The sequence below is a fragment of the Xenorhabdus sp. KK7.4 genome, from assembly GCF_963876465.1.
Taxonomy (GTDB): Bacteria; Pseudomonadota; Gammaproteobacteria; order Enterobacterales; family Enterobacteriaceae; genus Xenorhabdus; species Xenorhabdus stockiae.
This window is the reverse complement of record NZ_CAWNQF010000085.1, coordinates 1-19,384: the sequence shown is the minus strand read 5'-3', so window position 1 is coordinate 19,384 and position 19,384 is coordinate 1. Positions and strand designations below refer to the sequence as shown.

Annotated in this window: 17 protein-coding genes, 1 tRNA gene and 1 pseudogene; 14 read left to right on the top strand and 5 right to left on the bottom strand. The window is 42.0% G+C overall.

Annotation, left to right across the window (positions count from 1 at the left end; genetic code table 11):
* Window positions 1–9: 9 nt before the first annotated feature.
* The 5 genes from AACS90_RS14955 (at window position 10) to AACS90_RS14935 (ending at window position 4,137) form a co-directional block, all read left to right on the top strand.
* Complete coding sequence (locus tag AACS90_RS14955; RefSeq protein WP_074024801.1) at window positions 10–363, top strand: phage terminase small subunit P27 family; 354 nt, start codon at window positions 10–12, stop codon at window positions 361–363.
* Window positions 360–2,021, top strand: a complete 1,662-nt coding sequence (locus AACS90_RS14950) for a terminase large subunit (RefSeq protein WP_099123229.1) — start codon at window positions 360–362, stop codon at window positions 2,019–2,021. The genes AACS90_RS14955 and AACS90_RS14950 overlap by 4 nt, the downstream gene beginning before the upstream one ends.
* 251 nt (window positions 2,022–2,272) lie before the next feature.
* A complete protein-coding gene (locus AACS90_RS14945; protein WP_099123228.1) occupies window positions 2,273–2,941 on the top strand; it encodes a tail fiber protein in 669 nt (222 codons plus the stop codon).
* 13 nt (window positions 2,942–2,954) lie between these two features.
* Window positions 2,955–3,383, top strand: coding sequence for a tail fiber assembly protein (locus AACS90_RS14940; protein WP_099123227.1), 429 nt, complete (start codon window positions 2,955–2,957; stop codon window positions 3,381–3,383).
* Window positions 3,384–3,873: 490 nt separating this feature from the next.
* Entirely contained in the window at window positions 3,874–4,137 is a 264-nt protein-coding gene (locus AACS90_RS14935; RefSeq protein WP_099123226.1) for a helix-turn-helix domain-containing protein, read from the top strand.
* Window positions 4,138–4,399: 262 nt separating this feature from the next.
* On the opposite strand, the gene AACS90_RS14930 is transcribed toward AACS90_RS14935, so the two are convergent.
* Window positions 4,400–4,475, bottom strand: a tRNA-Ile gene (locus AACS90_RS14930).
* 290 nt (window positions 4,476–4,765) lie between these two features.
* Between AACS90_RS14930 and AACS90_RS14925 the strand changes: the two genes are divergently transcribed.
* Window positions 4,766–5,548, top strand: a complete 783-nt coding sequence (locus tag AACS90_RS14925) for a GNAT family N-acetyltransferase (protein ID WP_099123225.1) — start codon at window positions 4,766–4,768, stop codon at window positions 5,546–5,548.
* Between the two features lie 70 nt (window positions 5,549–5,618).
* Here AACS90_RS14925 and rpoD read toward each other — a convergent pair whose 3' ends face one another.
* The 3 genes from rpoD to rpsU form a co-directional block, all read right to left on the bottom strand.
* A complete protein-coding gene (gene rpoD / locus AACS90_RS14920; RefSeq protein WP_099123224.1) occupies window positions 5,619–7,466 on the bottom strand; it encodes an RNA polymerase sigma factor RpoD in 1,848 nt (615 codons plus the stop codon).
* Window positions 7,467–7,632: 166 nt separating this feature from the next.
* The gene (gene dnaG / locus AACS90_RS14915) at window positions 7,633–9,381 is read right to left on the bottom strand and encodes a DNA primase (RefSeq protein WP_099123223.1); all 1,749 of its coding nucleotides are present in this window, start codon (window positions 9,379–9,381) and stop codon (window positions 7,633–7,635) included.
* Between the two features lie 114 nt (window positions 9,382–9,495).
* On the bottom strand, window positions 9,496–9,711 hold the full coding sequence (gene rpsU, locus AACS90_RS14910; protein WP_001144069.1) for a 30S ribosomal protein S21: 216 nt from the start codon (window positions 9,709–9,711) through the stop codon (window positions 9,496–9,498).
* A gap of 421 nt (window positions 9,712–10,132) precedes the next feature.
* Here rpsU and tsaD point away from each other — a divergent pair, with 421 nt between their 5' ends.
* A complete protein-coding gene (tsaD, locus tag AACS90_RS14905) occupies window positions 10,133–11,164 on the top strand; it encodes a tRNA (adenosine(37)-N6)-threonylcarbamoyltransferase complex transferase subunit TsaD (protein ID WP_099109704.1) in 1,032 nt (343 codons plus the stop codon).
* 197 nt (window positions 11,165–11,361) lie between these two features.
* On the opposite strand, the gene AACS90_RS14900 is transcribed toward tsaD, so the two are convergent.
* Window positions 11,362–12,039, bottom strand: coding sequence for an Ail/Lom family outer membrane beta-barrel protein (locus AACS90_RS14900; RefSeq protein WP_099123222.1), 678 nt, complete (start codon window positions 12,037–12,039; stop codon window positions 11,362–11,364).
* 751 nt (window positions 12,040–12,790) lie between these two features.
* Here AACS90_RS14900 and AACS90_RS14895 point away from each other — a divergent pair.
* The 7 genes and pseudogenes from AACS90_RS14895 to AACS90_RS14865 all read left to right on the top strand — a co-directional run.
* A complete protein-coding gene (locus AACS90_RS14895) occupies window positions 12,791–13,480 on the top strand; it encodes a hypothetical protein (protein ID WP_099123221.1) in 690 nt (229 codons plus the stop codon).
* A 442-nt stretch (window positions 13,481–13,922) separates the two neighbouring features.
* A pseudogene (locus AACS90_RS14890) lies at window positions 13,923–14,186 on the top strand (ParA family protein); the annotation flags it as partial.
* Entirely contained in the window at window positions 14,187–14,870 is a 684-nt protein-coding gene (locus tag AACS90_RS14885) for a hypothetical protein (protein ID WP_241538308.1), read from the top strand.
* 194 nt (window positions 14,871–15,064) lie between these two features.
* Window positions 15,065–15,406 carry a metalloregulator ArsR/SmtB family transcription factor gene (locus tag AACS90_RS14880; RefSeq protein ID WP_099123219.1) on the top strand — a complete coding sequence of 114 codons (342 nt, stop codon included), beginning with the start codon at window positions 15,065–15,067 and terminating at the stop codon, window positions 15,404–15,406.
* A gap of 60 nt (window positions 15,407–15,466) precedes the next feature.
* On the top strand, window positions 15,467–16,750 hold the full coding sequence (locus tag AACS90_RS14875) for an arsenic transporter (RefSeq protein ID WP_099123218.1): 1,284 nt from the start codon (window positions 15,467–15,469) through the stop codon (window positions 16,748–16,750).
* A gap of 1,085 nt (window positions 16,751–17,835) precedes the next feature.
* Window positions 17,836–18,822 carry an alcohol dehydrogenase catalytic domain-containing protein gene (locus AACS90_RS14870; protein WP_099123217.1) on the top strand — a complete coding sequence of 329 codons (987 nt, stop codon included), beginning with the start codon at window positions 17,836–17,838 and terminating at the stop codon, window positions 18,820–18,822.
* Between the two features lie 272 nt (window positions 18,823–19,094).
* Window positions 19,095–19,384: AcaB family transcriptional regulator (locus tag AACS90_RS14865; RefSeq protein WP_153043691.1), on the top strand; the 290-nt coding region annotated here is incomplete at its 3' end.

Below are 19,384 nucleotides of genomic sequence, written 5' to 3'. Positions count from 1 at the left end.
GAGAACATTATGGCAAGAGCGCCCAAACCGCCTACTTATTTAAATGATATTGCCGCTAGTCAATGGAAGGCCAAAAGCAAAATCTTAAACGAGCGGGAAGACCTAAACGCCGCCGACTGGAACAACTTAGAGCTGTATTGCGTCAACTATGCCATTTACCGAAAAGCCGTAGCAGATCTTGATATCAGGGGCTTTAGCATTGTGAATAGTCAGGGCAGTGAAAGCCGTAATCCCTCATTGAGTGCCAAAGCCGACGCTGAAAAAATCATGATAAAAATGTCTTCATTACTGGGTTTTGATCCGGTATCACGGCGGAAAAATCCGGTGGAAACAGAGGAAGAGGACGAGCTAGACCGACTATGAACACATGGGAACAATACGCTTTTGATATCGAAAACGGCACAATTCCGGCCTGTAAACGGGTAAAACAGGCGGTGAAACGCTACTTTAACGACCTGAATAACCCGCTTTATGTGTTTGATTCGGAGGTGGTGACGCGGTTTATTGCCTTTTCTCGTCACTGTCCGCACGTCAAAGGCCATTTACGCGGTAAACCCATCATGCTTGAGCCGTGGCAGCAATTCGCCTTTGCCAACCTGTTCGGCTTCAAAGTCAAAGCAACCGGAAGGCGGAAATATCGTAGTGCTTACATTCAGGTGCCGCGCAAAAATGCCAAGTCTACCGTTGCCGCAATGCTGGCGAACTGGTTTCTGGTGATGGAGTCAGGCCAGCAAGATATTTACACCGCCGCTGTGAGTCGTGATCAGGCGCGTATTGTATTCGATGATGCCCGTCAGATGTGCCTGCTATCCAAACCACTCAAGAAACGGGTAGCTATCCAGCAACACAAAATAACCTATCCGAAGAGCAATAGCCTGCTAAAACCGCTGGCAGCCAAAGCTGCTACCATCGAAGGTACTAACCCCAGTCTGGCGATTGTCGATGAGTACCATTTACACCCTGATAACGCGGTGTATTCTGCCCTTGAGCTGGGAATGGGCGCACGTCCCGAGGGTATTCTTTTTGCCATTACCACGGCAGGCAGTAATGTAATTTCAGCCTGTAAGCAGCACTATGATTATTGTTGCCAGATATTGGATGGTGAAGAGCAAAACGCATCCCTGTTTGCCCTGATCTACGAGTTGGACGACGAGAACGAGATTGATGATGAAGCACTCTGGATAAAGGCCAATCCCAATCTGAATATCTCTGTGGACAGTGCCGCTTTGCGTGACACCATCCAGAAAGCGCGGGGCATTCCCTCACAATGGACAGAAATGCTGACTAAACGTTTTAATATCTGGTGTCAGGGTGAAACGCCGTGGATGGGAGAAGGGGCATGGAAAGCCTGCCAGACAGATTATGATGAAAACGACCTGAAAGGCTTAGAGTGCTACGCCGGACTAGATTTATCTTCCACAGGCGATATCACTAGTATTTGCTACACGTTCCCCGTGGATAACGAACTGTTATTACTGACCCGCCATTACCTGCCAGAAGCCCGGCTACAGAATCCCGCCAATAAGAATCGGGCGGTATATCGACAATGGGTACAAATGGGTTGGATACGCACTACCGTAGGCGATTGCATTGATTACGACCGCATCCGTGATGATATTCTCAAAGACAGCCAGCATTTTGATATTAAGCTGGTGGGCTTTGATACATGGAACGCCACACACCTACGCACTCAATTACAGGGCGCAGGGCTGGATGTTGAGCCATTCTCGCAAACCTATATGCGCTTTAGCCCCGTGACTAAATCGGCTGAGGTGTTCGTGAATCGCAAGGTCATTCGTCACAACGGCGATCCGGTACTCGCATGGGCGATGTCTAATGTCGTGATGGAAACGGACGCGAATGCCAATATCAAACCAAACAAGAAGAAATCAGCGAACAAAATCGATCCTACGATTGCGTTCCTGATGAGTTTTGGTACATGGCAGGCAGAGCATGAAGAGTTTGCGTTTAACTTAAGTGAAGAGCAACAGCAGAGACTGGATAGTTTTGATGGGGTTTAATTAAATCAAATGCTCAAAAGGTGAGATATTTTACTAAGTTTTATCAGTCATCTGATGAAATTGATTAATTATTCATCTGTTATTTTATGTCATCCTGCCATTAAAACATGCAACTCATCCACTGAATGAAATCAAGCCGTACTCTCCAATATTGATGAACCGATTTTATTGATGTTCACTGGCGGAGAAGTATCCCACCGCCTTCATATTATTTAGCAATGTGTATTGTTGATTAAATGAGGGAATAAATTATGAATATTCAAGATAGTAATAGCTCCGTAGTAGTTCCGACAATGGACGATGTCAGAAAAGCAATCAAAGAAGCAATTGAAGAACATGCCGCAAGTCGTAATCATCCTTATGCAACTTTGGATGATAGAGGTTTTGTAACTCTCAGTAATGATGTTTGTAGCGATAGTGAAACTCATGCGGCAACATCTAAAGCAATAAAGGTAGCAAATGATAATGCTAACACTCGTTTGTCAAAAGACCAGAACGGCGCAGATATTCCTGATAAAGCAGGGTTTGTAAAGAATCTAGATTTATCAGAATTGGTTTATAGAACTATAGGAAATGGACCTAACCAGATACCGGATATGTCATTTTTCACGTCAGGAGCTAATTGGTTCAAAATGCCTGACGGTAGAATTATCCAATATGGTATAGCTTGGTTTTCAAGGGAAAATGAAGGATTTTTTTATGCTGATGCTCATTTCCCTATACCATTTCCTCATGAGCTATCATGTATGCTTGTAACGCTATGGGGTGTCTCAGACCCATCCACTGCACTATTCCATTTAGCATCAGATATGAATAGTAATACATGGGCTGCAATTCCTATGAGGCGTCCGATCAAGGCAGGAGAATTGCCCAATATACCAACAAAACAATCTGTTATGTGGTTGGCGATTGGATATTGATGGAATAATTCTTATGAAATATCAATATTCTAATAATGAATTTTATCCATATGTATTGAAACAGGATTATATAAAATCTGGTATATGGCCTAATGATGGAATTGATGTTGATGAATCTGTTTTCAAAAAATACACTGCTACGCCACCAATAGGCAAAACTCGGGTCATTGGAAATGACGGATTGCCTACATGGGGAAAACTTCCTCCATTGCCGCCATTAACGGCAGATGAATTAAAAAAACATGCTGAATTTCAAAAACAGGAGTTACTGAGAGCAGCTAATGAAAAAATTGATATCTGTCAGGATGCCGTTGATTTAAGCCTCGCTACAGATGAAGAGAAAGCCATGCTCATAGAATGGCGTAAATATAGAGTGTTACTCAGTAGAATTGATTGCTCTACTTCGCCTGATATTGTGTGGCCTGAATTGCCAAAAGGATGACAAGGTTTGTAGCCATGTATTGACCTCATACCAATCTGGACATGGACGTCTAAACGATACTTTTCGGAAATATCATAAGTTCTCCCATCGCTAACAAAACGCACTAATCACACTATAACAGAACGAAAAAGTCACTGATGAATTTTGACACATGGCAAATTTTCAAGTGCAAACAGCAATAGAACCTTGAGGTATCTAATGGGATATGACGCAAAAAGTTAAGCGTTTATACTGATTCGCTTATTGAGTCCGATAAACCAATCAGTTAAAGTAGCCCCGCCATTGGCAAAATCCAGTGGTCAAGGATTAGCACCCTTGTAAAGTGTCGTCCACTGGTAGGAAATTTCTGCCAGTGTGTCTGCTATCGCCCTTTCAATGGCGGTTCAGGCAGGGGAGGCTTCGGCCTCGCTGGAAGATAGTTCCCAGTTGTGAGAACCCTGTCTTGAATCGCCACCATCAATTTTCTCAATTAATGGAAGGGGTAGCAGGAATGTTCAATGTTAAAAAAGACTGGCATCAAGCCGATATTATTGCTGCATTACGTAAGCGCGGTACAACCTTAGCGGCTATTTCTCGTGAATCTGGCCTCAGTTCATCTACACTAGCAAATACTCTCAGCAGACCGTGGCCGAAAGGCGAATGGATTATTGCTAACTATCTCGAAATACATCCCTCTGAAATCTGGCCGAGTCGTTATTTTGATTCTTATGGTCAGTTAATTGAGCGTCATGCTCGCAGTAAGCCACTGGAATAATTACTTATCAGTTCTTGAGGTTCAAACTTTGCCATTTTTAGAACTCATGGCGTTTTGCATTTCAAGTAGCGGTTAGGGAAGAAGAAAGGCAAACATCGTATTTTCAAGTGATGTGATAAATGTCACAGAGAGAAATACGATAACGGCTCATTACCGTAGCGGTGTTAATCGGTTATACCTCACGCTACTGCCAGAAGGTATCCTATGGGTATCCTAGAAAAAACTAAGGGGTCGCACTTTTGATGCAACCCCTTGATAATTCTGGTGGCCCCTGCTGGACTTGAACCAGCGACCAAGCGATTATGAGTCGCCTGCTCTAACCACTGAGCTAAGGGGCCAGTGAAGTGGGGAGATTATACGGTACTGTGTGGCATTAGGTCTAGCCCCGAAAATTCATATGCGCGTTTTATATACAGAAATAAGTATCTTTTAACTGATTTAAACTATTCTTAAGCGCTATCAACTATTTTTTAGTGATATTGACTGTCTTTTTGATTAATTTCTCTGGTCATTTACTGACTTTTGATTATTGTTTGAACATGAAAATGTTATCGGTCATGTTCTGTGCTTTCTGTAATTTCAGAACATATCTGTATTTCCCTATAAAAATATTTTGTGACTCAACAATATGAGCCTATCTAACTTATCAAATTCGGTTTTGTCCCATCGTAAACTGGAAGATTACTTTTTTTCATCAATCAGCCAAATGTATCGGCATATTGGTACTGGTATCCGCATTTATATAACTGGCGTTGAAACTGATTCATTAAATTTTTTACAGGTGGTTGATGAAAATGATCAGATAGCAGAGGAACTGAAAGCAGCGATTCAGTTAATGGATAAGCAATCTGATGTACCTTTTCTGATTGTTGCTGTAAAGCCCGGTCATCAGATTTTAGCTGTTATTGAACAGGCCGGGTTTGTGTTTGATCCTGATAGCATAACAACGGTTATGGAACTTGATTTAATCAACTGGCAGATAAAGGATGAGTATTGGGCTGAATATGAAATCAGGTGTGTTGATCATCGTTTATCTGATTGGGTTCTTCCGGTTAAAAGTGCATTTGAGACGGGTGATTATATCTCCGGACAGTATATGAAATGCCATCAGGCTGCATTAATTGCCGGGAAATGCTTGCAACATTACGCCCTCTATGTCGATGAAAAGCCAGTTTGTGCTTTAACCCTATCAAGGCTCGATAATATTGTCCGTCTTGATGATATCAGTACAGTAAGAGAAAAAGTGGGGCGAGGGTATGCTTCAGCATTGATTAACTATGTACTGAGTGAAGCTAGGAAAAAAGGCGCAACAGCTTGCTATCTGGAAGCTTCCCGTGAGGGTAATGGCGTATATCGTCGCATTGGTTTTAAGTCGTTGTTTGAATGTCAGGCCTTTGTTCGTGAAAGCTAAAAAGCTCGTGAGCAATAAAAAAGCGCCTGTCGAAACAGGCGCTTTTTAGACTTATCAGTAAATATTTTGATTAGTCATCAAGGAAGCTACGCAATACTTCCGAACGGCTTGGATGACGCAGTTTGCGCAGAGCTTTCGCCTCGATCTGACGGATACGCTCGCGGGTTACGTCAAACTGTTTACCAACTTCTTCCAGTGTATGGTCGGTGTTCATATCGATACCAAAACGCATACGCAGGACTTTCGCTTCACGCGCCGTTAACCCTGCCAGCACATCGTGGGTTGCTGAACGCAGGCTTTCTGAAGTTGCAGAATCCAGCGGCAGTTCTAGCGTAGTATCTTCAATGAAATCACCCAGATGTGAATCTTCATCATCACCAACTGGCGTTTCCATGGAAATTGGCTCTTTGGCGATTTTCAGCACCTTGCGGATTTTGTCTTCCGGCATCAGCATACGCTCTGCCAGCTCTTCTGGTGATGGTTCACGCCCCATTTCCTGTAGCATCTGACGAGAAATACGATTCAGTTTGTTAATCGTTTCAATCATATGTACAGGAATACGGATAGTACGCGCCTGATCGGCGATAGAACGAGTAATCGCCTGACGTATCCACCAGGTAGCATAAGTTGAGAACTTATAACCACGGCGATATTCGAATTTATCAACCGCTTTCATCAGGCCGATATTACCTTCCTGAATTAAATCAAGGAATTGCAGACCGCGGTTGGTATATTTCTTGGCAATTGAAATAACCAGACGTAAGTTAGCTTCAACCATTTCCTTCTTCGCACGGCGGGCTTTTGCTTCACCAATTGACATGCGACGGTTGATATCTTTAACTTGATCAATTGTCAGGCCAGTTTCTTCTTCAATCTGACGCAGTTTTTGCAGACTGCGCATGATTTCTTCTTCAACTTCCGGCAGTTTGTCAGACCAAGGCTTGTTCATTGCTTTTGCAGCCGTGAACCATGTCTCAGTTGTTTCGTTACCGGAAAACAGAGTGATGAAGTTTTTCTTCGGCATTTTGCACTGCTCAACACACATCTTCATGATTTGACGTTCTTGAAGACGTACACGATCCATCATGGAACGCATGTTGTTGACCAGATAATCAAACTGCTTTGGCACCAGACGGAACTGTTTGAATACCTCGGACAGCATCAAAATTTCAGCGGCAGTGCTTGGATGGCTGCGGCCGTGGCTTTTTATTGACTGACGGGTAACTTCATATTGCTCACGCAATTCCATGAATTTTTGGCGAGCCAGCTCTGGATCGATGCTGTTATCATCGTCACTGTCAGTATCATCTTCACCGTCTTCATCTTCATCATCGTCATCGTCAAGCTCTTCCTGCGGAAGTTCAGAGCCAATGTGAGTAGCTGTCGGTGCAAGATCTTCTTCTGCGTTAGGATCAACAAATCCTGTAATCAGATCAGACAGGCGGCTTTCACCTGCTTCAACATGGTCATACTGTTCTAGCAGATAGGTAATAGCTTCAGGATATTCGGCAACGGAGCACTGTACTTGGTTGATGCCATCTTCAATGCGTTTCGCAATGTCAATTTCACCTTCACGAGTCAGTAGTTCAACTGTACCCATTTCACGCATGTACATGCGAACCGGGTCGGTAGTACGACCGATTTCTGACTCGACACTGGATAACACTTGCGCAGCTGCTTCTGCCGCATCTTCATCGGTGTCGTTCGTGTTTTCTGCCAACATGAGGTCATCGGCATCAGGTGCCTCTTCCATTACCTGGATGCCCATGTCATTGATCATTTGGATGATATCTTCTATCTGATCAGAATCGACGATATCTTCCGGCAGATGGTCATTGACCTCAGCATAGGTCAGATAGCCTTGCTCCTTACCTCGGGTGACAAGTAGCTTCAGCTGTGACTGCGGGTTTTGCTCCATAAGACAGTATCCACACTTCAGAGTATTGGTTGGTGTCAGTCGGCGAAACAAATATGCCAACAATAACATTCAGGGGGCATTTCGTTGTATTGCCACTGCCCTCAATAGCGGCAATTGTAGGGCTATCTCCCTACCTCATTCGGCACTTAAGCCGTAAATTCTGGATTCATTTTTTAGCGCTGGATTCAGAAATCAGCCAGACTTCTTTACGTTCTTCCGGTGTCAGACCTTCAGTTCTTTCTTTAGCCACCAAAAATTTAAAACGTTCTTCCAACGCTGATGCGAAAAGATGATTTAACGCATCACTAAACGTTTTTTCAGCAATTTCTTCTACTTGTATATCGTTCCATGCGGCGAGTTTTTCAAGCTGTTTTGCGTACTTATTATCGCGATATTGCTCCAAAAGTTGACCGGTTGTTAACCCCGGCTGAGCAAGGCATGTGTCGACAAGCTCCATAAATAGCGGTAATCCCGCTACCTGAGCAGAAAACATTCCCTGTAATGAAGGGACTAATGTCGCTAAATGCGGGTTCTGCACCAGTAATGCGATTAGTATGCGCATTGTCGTTGGTTTCAGTTTTAGCGCCTGATATGTATTGGTATCTTTTTTGACAAGTTTTGCCAGAGATCGTTCCAATTGTGTAGTATCAGGTATGCCCAGCAGTTTTCCAAGCTCCTTTAGCAGGTAAAGCCGCAATGCTTCGCCCGGAATCTGGCTAATTAGTGGCATCGCAAGTGAATTAAGTTTGGTTGCACCTTCCGGGGTACTTAAATCAACCTGTAACAATAGTGAATCAAACAGAAATTCAGACAGAGTCAGTGCCTTTTCCATTCTCTGTTCAAATACTTCTCGCCCTTCTTTGCGTACTAGTGAATCTGGATCTTCGCCATCAGGCAAGAACATAAAACGTAATTGCCGACCATCATTCAGATAAGGCAATGCTGTTTCCAGCGTCCTCCATGCGGCAGTACGGCCTGCACGGTCTCCATCGTAACAACAGATTACACTATCGGTTGTCCGGAAAAGTAGCTGAACGTGTTCGGCTGTCGTAGATGTCCCTAACGAGGCTACAGCATAATCAATGCCAAACTGAGCCAGTGCGACGACATCCATATAACCTTCAACCACCAATAACCTGGAAAGGGTATTGTGGCTTTGCTGTGCTTCATAAAGACCATACAACTGGCGGCCTTTATGGAAAATCTCCGTTTCCGGTGAGTTCAGGTACTTGGGAAGTGCATCCCCCAAGACTCTGCCACCAAATGCAATGACACGGCTCCTGCGATCACGAATAGGGAACATAATACGTTCACGGAAACGGTCATAAGTGCGGCCGCTATCATTCGTGACCAGCATCCCTGCATCGCTTAACTGATTGCGGTCTTCGGTATTATGGGCAAACTGCTTCAGGACATTATCCCACCCCGCAGGGGCGAAGCCGATCGCAAAACGCTGAATGACCTCTTCACTGAGCCCGCGTCTGGTCAGATATTGCCGGGCGGCCTGTCCATTTGGTGTCGTCAGTGAACGCTGATAGAAGCTGTTTAGCTTATCCATCAACTGATAAAGATTTTGCCGTTGGTGACGTTCGATATGTCCGCCGCCTGAGCCTGCTTCGTAAGGGACTTCCAGCCCGTGCATTGTGGCCAGTTCTTCAATGGATTCGACAAAATCTAACCTGTCATAATTCATTAAGAAATCGATGGCGTTGCCATGGGCTCCACAACCGAAGCAATGATAAAACTGTTTGTCGCCATTAACAGTAAATGAAGGGGTTTTCTCATTATGAAAAGGACAACACGCCTGATGGTTTTTACCTTTCTTTTTGAGAGGCACTCTGACATCAATTAGATCAATGATATCGGTTCTTGCTAACAAGTCATTGATAAATGCGCGTGGAATTCGTCCAGCCATAAGCCCTTTTACGCCTGTTGATGAACGAGAATAAGCCGCGCTTTCTCAGAGAAAGCACGGCCTTTAACTGCAGTAGTTTGTTAAAACAAACACTTTGCGGACAGGCCGCAAAGATTAGTACAAACGAGTGCGACGTGCGTTTTCACGAGCCAGCTTTTTAGCGTGGCGCTTAACCGCAGATGCTTTAGCGCGTTTGCGTTCAGTCGTTGGTTTTTCATAGAACTCACGACGACGAACTTCTGCTAATACGCCTGCTTTTTCGCAAGAACGCTTGAAGCGACGCAGAGCTACGTCAAATGGCTCGTTTTCACGTACTTTAATTACTGGCATGTGCCTCTCACCTCAATAGAAATCGGGTTTGTCGCTGGCGTGATAGTGCCAGCCGTCTTTAAAATGGTGCGGAATTTTACTTCAATGAACACAGCTTTGTAAAGGGCTGTGGAAAATTGAAACACACAACGTCGCGGGTTATAGGTTGCCTTTTTGTACGCAAAACAAGCAATCTGAGCCGACGTTATTAACTTAACCACACTGGATATTCAAGTAGGGGACTGATTATAGACTAAACAGAGCAAAGAGTCAGCATGTAAATGGAATCTATTGTCTGTCATTGAGTTAAATATGTATAGCCGAAAACTATTGGGTCTATCTGAATAGTGATTGTAAACAGATGTGGTTATAAATAGATAGTGATACACTGGCCTTTGCTTTAATTATTTGCTTTAACTACCGTGACGAGATAACAAGTACAATGCGAGTTTTAGGTATAGAAACGTCCTGCGATGAAACTGGAATCGCAATTTATGATGACAAATCCGGCCTGCTAGCCAATCAATTGTACAGTCAGGTAAAACTACATGCCGATTATGGTGGAGTTGTGCCTGAGCTGGCATCCCGTGATCATATCCGTAAAACAGTTCCTCTGATTCAGGCGGCTTTGAAAGAAGCGGGTCTGACAAGTAAAGATATTGATGCTGTTGCTTACACCGCGGGCCCCGGTTTAGTGGGAGCGTTGATGGTTGGAGCGACTATTGGTCGTTCACTGGCTTTTGCATGGGATGTCCCCGCTATTCCTGTTCATCATATGGAAGGGCATTTATTAGCGCCCATGCTGGAAGAGAATAAACCTGAATTTCCTTTTGTCGCTTTACTGGTTTCCGGTGGTCATACTCAGCTTATTAGCGTGACAGGTATTGGCGAGTATACTCTGCTAGGTGAGTCGATTGATGATGCGGCTGGTGAAGCTTTCGATAAGACAGCAAAATTACTGGGTCTGGATTACCCGGGAGGCCCTGTTCTTTCTCGTATAGCACAGCAAGGTAAAGCAGGACGTTTTGTTTTCCCTCGTCCAATGACTGATCGTCCGGGGTTAGATTTCAGCTTTTCTGGTTTGAAAACGTTTGCAGCGAATACGATTCGCAATCACATCACGGGCTGTGATGTTGAACAGGATGAACAGACCAGAGCAGATATTGCACACGCATTTGAAGAGGCTGTTGTTGATACTCTGGTAATAAAATGTAAACGGGCATTGGAGCAGACTGGCTTCAAACGGCTGGTTATGGCGGGAGGAGTGAGTGCAAACCGCACATTGCGTATCAGAATGCAAAATATGGCTGAAAAATTGCACGGTGAAGTTTTTTACGCCCGCCCTGAATTTTGTACTGATAACGGGGCAATGATCGCATTTGCTGGAATGATCCGTTTGGCAAGCGGAACAAAGAACAATTTAGGCGTTACTGTGAAAGCGCGCTGGCCATTATCTGAGCTTCCTTCATTATAATATAAGCCAAGACCTTGAAGGGATAAGGGTCTTTAAAAAATTATCTGACTCAACAAGATAGAGACCAGTAGAACGAAAGTACTTATTAAATTATAAAGTAATAAGGCGCTATTCAGGATTAAATGATATTTAGCCCTGAATAGCGCTTTGTTTCTACAAAAGTGAATAAAGGCTAAAGCACTAGCACTCATTTTTTCTTAAAACCGATACCCTACACCGACATTAAATCCATTGATAAAGTTGTTTACTCCCTCGTTACGCGATCCTCTGGGAGCATGTTTTGACCTAGTAACTTCATAGGCAAGATAAACACTAAAGTTTTTCACCGGATTAATTTCAATCCCTGCACCATAAGCAAGCTCATTAGTCTTCAGCGTTTCATCAGAGGTCGGTAAAATATCAAAACCACCAGAAGCAGCGGGATTAGCTCCACCAGTACCCACAGACTCATCATTAGTATCTATGGAGATTTTATGTGCACTATTTGTTACATGAGCAATACCAATTAGGCTATAAATACTCAGATAATCATTGATGCGATAGGCAGGGCCTACCATTAGGGAAAAGTATTTTGACTTAAACGCTACTGGCTGCTCAGATAGTGTGCTTTGATGAGTGCCAGATGTAGGGTTTGTATATTTTACGACTTGGTTTGTGTTACCCCTCATGTGAGTGAATGTACCTATAATACTGACTGGCGAGTCCCATTCATAACGATAATGAATATTAACCCCATCAAGATAGGTATTAGCAGGCGTTGATATTTGACTATTTGAATATCCTATGCCGAAAGTCTGAGTATCAGCCTTGGCTAATGAACCATATATAAAGAAGGGCATTGCCAGAGTTATTATAAGTGCTTTTTTTGTTACCATGATTATATACCTTTAATGTTTATTATCTGAGTCAAGTATAGATGATTTATAAAATAAACAAGTGAAAACTCATGGTTGTATAATTAATATTAACTTATATTTAATTCACGAAATTCATAAAGCATATCAATTTTTGCTGTTTGAATGTTTTATAGATAATTACGTTATATATTATTCAATCTGATTTAGGTACAGTGAAAATAAACATATATAATTTCCGAATTACATCTTGTTTATTTAAAATGATTACACATCTTGGTTATTTATTTAAATTAATAAAAATATATATCACTTTTCAATAACCATTCACTTTATTACGCCTTATGATATTTTCCGCAAGGATTTTTGGTGTTTTAATGTTAACGTTTCTTATTATTACAATAACTATATGGTATTATTTTATTTATTATTATTCAGAGTGAATATTATCAATCCATTATGGGGTAATTGTAATATATGCCATACAGTGGTGGTCATTTCATTATAAAAAATAAAGTCAGTAATATTACCAACCAGAACAAGTATTGCGATTGAGTAATGCCTATTTTTAACTGCAAATAAAAGAATGGAATATGCTTCAATAAAAAACGCAATAAAATATAGTCTATTTTTAGTTGAATTTTTAAGAGTTATTCACTATTCAAAAATACGAAATCTTCTAATAACACGAAGACTCAGTATCTAGGTGACAATACACCGTGCTATTTATTTAAATTATTTTTCATCATATATCAATCTCAAGGAGGTAATTATGATCAAGGCAGACAAGTATCAACCATTTGGAGATGAAAGTGTCGGCTACCCACAAATATGTATTCGGACTAATCGAACGGCTGATCGTACGAATATGAAGCCAATAATAGAAAAAGCTATGGCTATAGTAAAAAAATATCCTTGGAGTGAGAAAGACACAATAATTAAAGAAGTATTTAAAGTATTGGGAAGTGACTTTGGCGGAGGTGGCTTTGGTCATGCATGGGTTATTTACTTCAATAGTGCAAAAGAAGGGGATAATACATCATATGCTTTTCATGCAGGATATGGATTCGTAAAAAACTCAGAATATACCAATGATTCTCCAGGGAGAAAATTTCATCTTCAGCGCTGTGTAAAGGTTGATAGCAAAGCGATAAACCCTGAATTAATAGAAATGAAAATTATACCTAAGTTAATAGATGAAAGTAACCAGTTGGCAAAACTGATGCAACTTACCTCTGAAGATATGAAAAATGGGGTATATACTCCTATAACAAACTGCTCGTGGTTTGCAGGAAATTTATGGAACCAGATAACGAGATTGACATTCGAGCAGTCTATTGAAGATGGTATTAATATTGATGAGTTGGCAGATAAACTGGACCTTCCATTTATAAAGAATATCAGAGGTATTGGAGACCCCGGAATGCTTGCCGAGAGCATTAAAAATGGATTGCATATTTAACGAAAAAATTACTGATAATAATTGAAAGAAACTGGCTTAATTACTCTGGAATTAAGCCAGTATTTGTAACGAATCGTATTTATTCACCTTTTCTACGAATAATGATTGCAGGTGATATTTGTACTTCTGATCGGTTTTACTTCCTTGAATAGATACACTCAAAAATAAATTTTAGTACCAGCATACTCATATAATTTCCCACTAACCTATCCTGAAATCCATAGAGTATATATTGTTAATCTGATTGCTCAAGACACCTCATATCCAAGGTATCAAAAAATATCAAGGCTCACCAAATTATATTATTACCATTAGAAATGGTTAATTTATTTTTATTAGGGGCTGTGGATGTTTTGTGAGGGGAATTGGGACGGCATGATGATCTGGTATCCTTGTTTTCGCAAAAAAACCGTTACCTTGAGAACATCATGCCAAGAACTATGTTATCAATCACAGACAATATGACGCCTCAGCACTGGGTAGCAGGCAGGTTTATCAGTTGCTGGAGACCCGGATAGAACTGCTGGATATCTATAAATTGGGGCATGTTCGTGCTCAGCCCGTGCATCGCCTTGAATATAAAACCACCCGTAAAAGTCCGGCTGCCGCACACACCATACATAGTCTCGCCTGTGAGTTAGTGCCCCTATGGGCGGAGAAATTCGATGCGGTACTGATTGAACAACCGGCGGGAGACACAAAATGAATGTTATCTGGCGAGCTGTCTGTTTTTGTTATGACAATGCCGAACTGCCGTTCACGGATACGCAGGATGAGTGGTTTGTGTTTATCGATGCAGTCTCTTCAACAAGGCAAACAGCAAACCGAACTCAGGGAAATCAGGCCGGGTTCGGAAACCGGACTGAGTCAACAAGAGGCGCAGGCTGAACTGAATTCGGATACCGAACTCAGCCTGAAATCAACGTCTTATAGTGGTTCAGCTAAACCGAACTGTTATGTACGTTCTTTTACACAGAGTGTGAATAAAAAAACATACGTAGCACCTCAATCTGCGGTTTTTCTGCCGGAAGGGTTGTGCCGACAACTGGAATCGGAAGATGTGACGATGCTGACCAGCCAGTTGCAGACGCTGCCCGCTGAACAGGCGCAGACCGTACTGAGTTGTCTGGACAAGGCGCTACGGGCAGGGAAAATCGGTAATCCGGTCGGCTGGCTACTGACGATGATGAAACGGGCACGGGACGGGCAACTGTATGCACAGGCTGAAACCACCGTCGCTATTTCTGTCCCTGCAAAAATGCCGGTGAGATGCGTACAGGAAACTGAACGCTCTACATCACCCTCCTCACAAACCCATGTCCGCAGTATGGTGAAAGAGATTCGCCAGCGACTGACACAGGCAAAATATTATTATAATGTAATTGATTGAAAAATGAGCACTGCTGGCACTGCCAGCAGTGATTAAATAATCGACTTCTTATAATCAGTTGATTTCCCGTGGAATACATTATACTGAGCAATTGGGCTTTTAACTTTTCCCCAAAAACATATTCACTTAAGCAATGTATTATTGACGATCCGTTACTCCTGAGTATGATATTCAATTCAGCAATAGGAGTGTTTATGACTCAGCTTATCCTCAAATATCTTTCAGATGAGACGCGCCTCCGCATCATGCTGTTGCTACGTGAGACTGGCGAGCTGTGTGTTTGCGACATCTCAACGGCACTTCAGGAACAGCAGTCTAAAACTTCGCGCCATCTGGCCATGCTTCGCGAAGCTGGGTTGCTTTTAGATCGACGTGAAGGCAAGTGGATTTACTATCGTTTGTCTCCACATATCCCTGTCTGGGCAGCCAATGTGCTTGAACAGGCTTTTCAATGTCAGCAGGTTGAGATAGCTCAGTTGAGTACGCGACTTCAGAAGATTAACTCGGCAACAAGTGGTAAATCCGTCTGTCAGTAACAAGAAAAAATTTATTCAAACACATTCGATTTTTCACATATGTATAGTTAGGAGAAAACCATGTGGCTTGCAGGAGCAATTTTTATTCTGACTCTGATCCTGGTGATATGGCAACCAAAGGGGCTTGGTATTGGCTGGAGTGCCGTCATTGGTGCCACACTTGCCTTGATTACAGGTGTTGTCCATATCAGTGATATTCAAGTGGTGTGGCAAATTGTCTGGAACGCAACGGCAGCCTTTATCGTTGTTATTATCATTAGTCTGTTGCTTGATGAATCGGGCTTTTTTGAATGGGCAGCTCTGCATGTTGCACGCTGGGGAGGTGGCAAAGGCCGTTGGCTGTTCACCTATATTATCTTGCTCGGAGCCAGTGTTTCCGCGCTGTTCGCAAACGATGGTGCGGCGTTGATTCTGACTCCGATAGTGATTGCTATGCTTCTGGCGCTCGGTTTCAGCAGGGGAGCCACGCTGGCGTTCGTCATGGCCGCAGGATTTATTGCCGATACGGCCAGTTTACCGTTAATCGTTTCCAATCTGGTGAATATCGTCTCTGCTGACTTCTTCAAACTGGGATTTCATAATTATGCCTCAGTCATGGTACCGGTTGATATCGCTGCTATTACCGCTACGCTTGCCATGTTGCACTGGTTTTTCCGCAAAGATATTCCGAAGAGCTATGACGTTGCGAAATTGAAATTACCGCATGAGGCTATTCGTGATGTGTACACATTTAAAACCGGTTGGATTGTGCTTGTCTTGTTATTGACGGGTTTCTTTGCTCTTGAGCCTTTAGGCGTCCCTGTAAGTTTGGTTGCTGCTGTCGTCGCTCTTGTCCTCTGGCTGGTTGCTCGCCGAAGTCATGTGATCAATACGGGTAATGTACTGAAAAAGGCACCCTGGCAAATCGTTATTTTCTCCCTTGGAATGTATCTGGTGGTGTACGGCCTGCGTAATGTCGGTCTCACCGATGCCTTGTCTGGCATGTTGAATACCCTGACTGGTTATGGTCTTTGGGGAGCTACGCTGGGCACGGGTTTCCTGACAGCAATTCTGTCATCGGTTATGAACAACATGCCTACCGTTCTGGTTGGTGCACTTTCTGTTGAATCCAGTACGGCAACGGGCGTTATCAAAGAAGCCATGATTTACGCCAATATTATTGGCAGTGATCTGGGACCTAAAATCACTCCTATTGGCAGCCTGGCGACGTTACTTTGGCTGCATGTTCTCGCGCAGAAAAATATCATTATCTCATGGGGCTATTATTTCCGTGTCGGGATCGTGATGACCATTCCGGTTCTTTTCGTAACGTTGTCTGCACTGGCACTGAGCCTGTCGTTTTAATAAACCTTGAATTGTGGTTTGGTCACTAGATATACACAAAGAGTCAATTTTTGCACTGGAACTTTATCGGAATTGTTGTATAAATATCATCCACTGCTGGCACTGCCAGCAGTGGCTAAAAAATTGCCTTTTCATGATGGACAGATTTTCAGTGAAAGACAGTGTGGTCAAGATGCCATTTCTCCCTTTTTATTTCTCTGATAATGTTCCAGCGAAGTCAGGTAACATGATATCTCTGATTTTTTGTACTAATATCAATCAATTTTAACACCAGATCAATCTCGTCTATTCACCTCATCGCGGTTGAGCGAAAGCGTCTTAGCATCCTCGTTGACGATTGAACTACATACCCATTATGTCATCCAGCTTTGGACTGGGTGCAGATGAGAAGAAATCAGTAATACGCATAAGGTTGCGGGGGAGTCTAGTGATGGCAAGGTGATTATCCATCAGCAGTTGACGCTGGCGTAGTACCCATAAAAACTAAAATTGATTAAAAATTGAACTTCACTGGTAGTTACAGAAGAGAACAAAAAATATACAACACTGGTACTGCCAACACTGTCTATAAAAACAATCTTTTTTGGGTGGGGGAATAAAAATGAGGCCATTTAATGTGGTCTGATAATCAGATCAGAATGGATTGTGTAATGATATATTATACCCAAATATTGTTTTACCTTTATTTGAAATGACTATAAAAAAATGGTCAATTTCTTCCTGAGCTATGCACACATATACTTTTCTAACTTTCTTTGTCATGTGAAAAGAATCGAATTATATTATTCATGCGCAGTGGGTTCTATTAGGTAATAATTATGAAGGTTTTAGTCTGGGTGTATTATAATTGTTGAGAGTTGGGTGTCACAAGTTATATAGCTCAATAATATTATTTAAATAATAACTGAATAATATTGCTTTATTTAATGTTATGTAATGAAAGTTAATTTATTTATGGAATGATATCTCACTTGTTAAAGTATTGGTGTCAGATTTTTCTTATGGATATATATAAAAATAATTTTAGTTATTTATATTCACTGAGTTAACTCTAAATGTATTTCATAAATTAAGGAAATATTACTATGATTACAACAAAAGCTTGGCAATGGATAAAAAATCCAGATCCTCTCCAATTAGTGCTTGGAACGAAAATATTACCAGAACTTAAAGAAAATCAAGTTTTAGTAAAAAATAAATGTGTTGGAATTAATCCGGTTGATTGGAAACTAATAGCCGGATTATCAAGTGATTGGAAAAAAAATCAAATCCCAGGTGTAGATGGTATGGGAATAGTTATTGATATAGGAAAAAATATTAAACATATTCGCCATGGAGCGAGAGTAGCTTACTTTGCTGATTTGCGTAGAGATGGAAGCTTTAGCCAATATACTATTGTGGATGCTAAATCTCTTCTTGCGGTTCCTGAACAATTAAGTGATTTATCTGCTGCTGTGTTTCCTTGTGCTGCTCTGACAGCTTATCAAGCAATGAATAAAGTACCTTTTTTAGTTGGAAAAGATGTTTTGGTAAATGGTGCTGGGGGAGCTGTAGGTAGCTTGCTATGCCAGCTTCTGATACAGAAAGGAGCTATAGTCCATGCGACTGCAAGTTCTCATCGCCATAATTTTTTACGTTCTATGGGAGTTAATAAAACATATGATTATCACCAGACTAACTGGCGAGAAAAACTAAAAAAAGTACCTTTGTACGCGGCATTTGATATGGTTGACAGTAAAAGTGCTTTATCTTTAGCTTCAATGCTTGAGTATTATGGACACTTAGTTTGCGTACAAGATCGAGTAGAACAAGCTCCATTAGAGCCGTTTACTACATGTATATCACTACATGAGGTAGGTTTAGGTGCAATTTATACTCATGGTAGTGAGTATCAATGGTGTCAGTTAGTAAAAGAAGGAGAAGCGCTTTTACAGCAAGTTTATCGCAATGAATTAATTTTACCTGAAATTAAGGCTATTAATTTTGAGGAAATACCAGAGACACTGGCACAATTGGCTCAGAATAATAACGGTATTAAGTATGTTGCTTGTCTTTCAAATAAGAATACCTGATAACAAAAATATATTAATCGCAAGCGTGAATTTGAAAGATTGGGCATCATGGGGAGTTGAATGTAAGCATTAAGCGTTGGAACTGCCAAAAAGGAGACCAAAAATTAAACATTACTTGTTTTGCTAATGGTGAATGAAAATTGATTTTTTTATAAGGAGATAAAAGTAAGTAATTTTATCTCCTTTTCCATAACTGGTTATTCATTGAGTCACCGCCTGTTTTGCCCTGATAGTTTGGCTGACTTATCAAGGCCAAACAGGAGTTTTTGTGCATGTCTGATGCAGAAGAAAAAACCGCATCTCAGCCGCGTTTACGCGCCGGTGTCTTAACCTCGTCATTAACGATTGAACTGCATACTCACTATGCTATCCGGCTGTGGGCGGGGCGCCGACGGGAAGAAATCAGCAGTACACATAAGGTGATGGAGATCCTGGGGATGCCGCAGGTCATTAGACGGGCGGGCAACATCAGTGTGGATGCCGCTGCCGATAATCCGTATGCCGATGTCTGGCTGGTGAAGCTGGAGCAGGCGTTGGAAGCCGCATCGGCCAATCTCAGGCA

Coding starts and splice junctions, on each gene's coding strand:
- rpsU (WP_001144069.1), bottom strand. CDS start 9,711: ATGCCAGTAATTAAAGTACGTGAAAACGAGCCATTTGACGTAGCTCTG.
- AACS90_RS14945 (WP_099123228.1), top strand. CDS start 2,273: ATGAATATTCAAGATAGTAATAGCTCCGTAGTAGTTCCGACAATGGAC.
- AACS90_RS14940 (WP_099123227.1), top strand. CDS start 2,955: ATGAAATATCAATATTCTAATAATGAATTTTATCCATATGTATTGAAA.
- AACS90_RS14935 (WP_099123226.1), top strand. CDS start 3,874: ATGTTCAATGTTAAAAAAGACTGGCATCAAGCCGATATTATTGCTGCA.
- AACS90_RS14955 (WP_074024801.1), top strand. CDS start 10: ATGGCAAGAGCGCCCAAACCGCCTACTTATTTAAATGATATTGCCGCT.
- AACS90_RS14895 (WP_099123221.1), top strand. CDS start 12,791: ATGATCAAGGCAGACAAGTATCAACCATTTGGAGATGAAAGTGTCGGC.
- AACS90_RS14950 (WP_099123229.1), top strand. CDS start 360: ATGAACACATGGGAACAATACGCTTTTGATATCGAAAACGGCACAATT.
- AACS90_RS14900 (WP_099123222.1), bottom strand. CDS start 12,039: ATGGTAACAAAAAAAGCACTTATAATAACTCTGGCAATGCCCTTCTTT.
- tsaD (WP_099109704.1), top strand. CDS start 10,133: ATGCGAGTTTTAGGTATAGAAACGTCCTGCGATGAAACTGGAATCGCA.
- AACS90_RS14875 (WP_099123218.1), top strand. CDS start 15,467: ATGTGGCTTGCAGGAGCAATTTTTATTCTGACTCTGATCCTGGTGATA.
- AACS90_RS14880 (WP_099123219.1), top strand. CDS start 15,065: ATGACTCAGCTTATCCTCAAATATCTTTCAGATGAGACGCGCCTCCGC.
- dnaG (WP_099123223.1), bottom strand. CDS start 9,381: ATGGCTGGACGAATTCCACGCGCATTTATCAATGACTTGTTAGCAAGA.
- AACS90_RS14925 (WP_099123225.1), top strand. CDS start 4,766: ATGAGCCTATCTAACTTATCAAATTCGGTTTTGTCCCATCGTAAACTG.
- AACS90_RS14870 (WP_099123217.1), top strand. CDS start 17,836: ATGATTACAACAAAAGCTTGGCAATGGATAAAAAATCCAGATCCTCTC.
- rpoD (WP_099123224.1), bottom strand. CDS start 7,466: ATGGAGCAAAACCCGCAGTCACAGCTGAAGCTACTTGTCACCCGAGGT.
- AACS90_RS14885 (WP_241538308.1), top strand. CDS start 14,187: ATGTTATCTGGCGAGCTGTCTGTTTTTGTTATGACAATGCCGAACTGC.